The 2,676-nt window shown below is 60.0% G+C and carries 2 protein-coding genes and 1 pseudogene; 2 read left to right on the top strand and 1 reads right to left on the bottom strand.

Annotated elements, in window-relative coordinates; all coding sequences use genetic code 11:
- The first annotated feature begins 42 nt into the window (after window positions 1-42).
- Together IQ273_RS32365 and IQ273_RS32360 are read left to right on the top strand one after the other, a co-directional pair.
- The gene (locus IQ273_RS32365) at window positions 43-1,314 is read left to right on the top strand and encodes an FAD-binding oxidoreductase (RefSeq protein ID WP_194027179.1); all 1,272 of its coding nucleotides are present in this window, start codon (window positions 43-45) and stop codon (window positions 1,312-1,314) included.
- 72 nt (window positions 1,315-1,386) lie between these two features.
- Window positions 1,387-1,812, top strand: a complete 426-nt coding sequence (locus tag IQ273_RS32360) for a nuclear transport factor 2 family protein (RefSeq protein WP_313898330.1) — start codon at window positions 1,387-1,389, stop codon at window positions 1,810-1,812.
- A 31-nt stretch (window positions 1,813-1,843) separates the two neighbouring features.
- Here IQ273_RS32360 and IQ273_RS32355 read toward each other — a convergent pair.
- A pseudogene (locus IQ273_RS32355) lies at window positions 1,844-2,676 on the bottom strand (hypothetical protein); the annotation flags it as partial.

The following is a 2,676-nucleotide window of genomic DNA, read 5'->3' as shown; positions in this document are numbered from 1 at the left end:
AGCCCCGGCAGCGGCCCCACCCCCATCAGCATTGACTAGGGTATGGCCAACGCTGCTGAAATCCTGGCGGACGTTTTGGGAAGCGATGCCATCCTTTCCCCCAATGCCCTTAATCTACCCGCACACCTGACCCCAGAAGCTGTTGCCTGCCCCGCCACTGAAGCTGAGCTAGCGGCGGTGATGGCCTGCGCCCATAAACATCGCTGGCGAGTATTGCCCTGCGGCAGCGGCAGCAAACTGGCCTGGGGCGGCCTGGGGAACGCGATAAATTTGGTAGTCAGCACGGCCCGGCTCAACCAGGTAATCGACCACGCCGTGGGGGATATGACACTTACGGCTCAGGCCGGGGCAAAATTGGCGGATCTTGTCCCCCGGCTGGCCCAGCACAACCAGTTCCTGGCCGTAGACCCAGCCTATCCCGACCGGGCTACCCTGGGCGGTATCGTCGCTACGGCGGATACCGGCTCGCTGCGCCAGCGCTACGGCGGCCTGAGGGACATGCTAATCGGCATTTCCTTTGTGCGCTACGACGGCCAAGTGGCAAAAGCGGGCGGGCGCGTGGTCAAAAACGTGGCTGGCTACGATCTAATGAAGCTGCTGACCGGGTCCTACGGCACCCTGGGCATTATTTCTCAGCTCACCTTTCGCCTCTACCCAGAGCAGGATGTCTCTAAAACGGTGATCATCACTGGAGCCGCCGACCCGGTAAACGCTCTAGTTAGTGCCCTGCGCCTGTCACCCCTGACCCCCGTGGCCATTGATGTGCTGTCTCCAGCCTTAGCCGCTCACCTGGGCTATGGTGAAACGGTTGCCCTGCTGACCCGGTTTCAATCGATCGCGCCAGGGGTCGACGAACAGGTAGACTCGCTCTTGGCGATGGTCAGCCCTGAGCTGTCGGCCCACATCCTCGACGGGGCAAAAGATGAGCAAGTTTGGGCCACCGTTGGAGAAGCGCTGTTTCCCTCCACGCTAGAACAAGGCGGTGCGGTAATAGCCAAAGTAGGCCTGCTGCCCGCCCAGGCCGTGCGCTGGTTAGACGCGCTGCCCTCCGGTAGCCTGGCCCGACTCCACGGGGGCAGTGGCCTTGGCACGGTGCGACTGGCCGAAGCCACGACAGACGTAGTCAAAGAAACTCGAGCCCGCGCCGAAGCCTCTAAGGGCTACCTTACCCTGCTCGAAGCTCCTCTGTCGCTCAAAAAAACGATGGATGTGTGGGGCTACAGCGGCAGCGCTCTAGATATAATGACGGCGATCAAGGCCCAGTTTGACCCCCCTGGCATTCTCAGCCCCGGTCGCTTTGTGGGCGGCATTTAGGCATTTATAAGGATGATTCGCTGAGCGTACCCTTGATGAATCGCGGCCTCAACCCTTCTCTATAATTCCAGAGTGGTTATTAGCCCCGTAGGTCTCACCGTGCCTGGAGCCAGTGCTCATACTCTACAAGTGGCCGAGCAGGCCTTTCAAGCGTTTGCCACTGGTTTGGCTAGCGGATACTGGTCGGCCTTTTTAGCCTGCTTGAGCGACGACTTTACCTTCTGGTTTCCGGCTGGCCCGTTCAAAGGGCTTAACCACGGCAAAGCCAGGGCTGAAGAATTTTTTACGCTGGCGTCCACGGTGTTTCCAGAGGGGTTGACGGTGGTGGTGCAGCAGGTTGCCTCTAACCCCACCACCGTGATCTACGAAGTGCGCTCCAGCGGGGTCATGCTAGGGCAGCCTTACGACAATCAGGCGGCGGTCGCCTTCGAGATTAAGGATGGTAACGTTTGCGCCTATCGCGAATATTTAGGCGTCATTTTTCAACTGGGGCAGTAGCCAGACATTGCACATCCTAAATTATTGCCCGCTAGCGCTTCAAAATCCAGTTCACCAGGGGAATGGCGGCCTTCGCGGGCAGCGGCTCAATGGCAAAGCGAAAGGGCAGCAGCAGCATGACGGGCCGACCGCCGCGATCGCTAAAGGGCTTGAGCTGCACCACCAGGTCGAGGGCATAGTTGCGCAGGGGCGCTTTGAGGTTGGCCATTTTCGGTACGTCTACCACTGGGGCAGCCTGCTGCAGCACCTGGGTGTCGCCGTTGCGGCTAAAGCAGTCTTCGCTGTTGACGACGGTGCTGAGGTACTGGTTGGGGTTGACTACGCTGGCGACCTGAGGCAGCGCCAGGTCGAGGCGCATACCGGGGGTCTGGCGAATCACCCGGCGAATTTCATTGGTCATGCGGGTAATGGAGCTGCGATCCCAGTCGATGATGACTTGAAGCGCGCGGCTCTGGTTGATGACCTGCACCGTTAGCCCCATGATGGGCTGCAGCGGATGAGGCCCTTGGGGCAGCACCTGCACCACAATCTGCCCCACTTGCGGCGATTCGGGCCGATCTTCGGGGGGAGCGAGGCTGCGGGGCTCAGGCACCACCAACCGCAGCGAGACGGCTTTGCCCAAAGGGGCTACCCCAGCCTGTAGTACCTCGACCGTCGTTTCATCAAAACCCTGGCGCACCATCTGCGATCGCACGGTGCTCTCCAGGCTGTCGGCATCGGGCACCAGCACCACCTGGTCTTCCAACTCTTCCTCAATGGACAGCGCCATCTGATAGACCACGTAGCCTATACAGATGAAGTACACAGTCAAAATGAGGATATCGATCTCCATGCGGGTGGTGGCAGAAGGGGGTGGGGTTAGTA

Source organism: Nodosilinea sp. LEGE 07298 (genome assembly GCF_015207265.1).
Classification (GTDB): domain Bacteria; phylum Cyanobacteriota; class Cyanobacteriia; order Phormidesmidales; family Phormidesmidaceae; genus Nodosilinea.
The sequence above is the reverse complement of the archived record's forward strand: the minus strand, read 5'-3'. Positions and strand labels throughout refer to the sequence as shown.

Excerpts from the sequence above, each read along its gene's own strand:
- IQ273_RS32365 (WP_194027179.1), top strand. The coding sequence starts at position 43 with ATGGCCAACGCTGCTGAAATCCTGGCGGACGTTTTGGGAAGCGATGCC.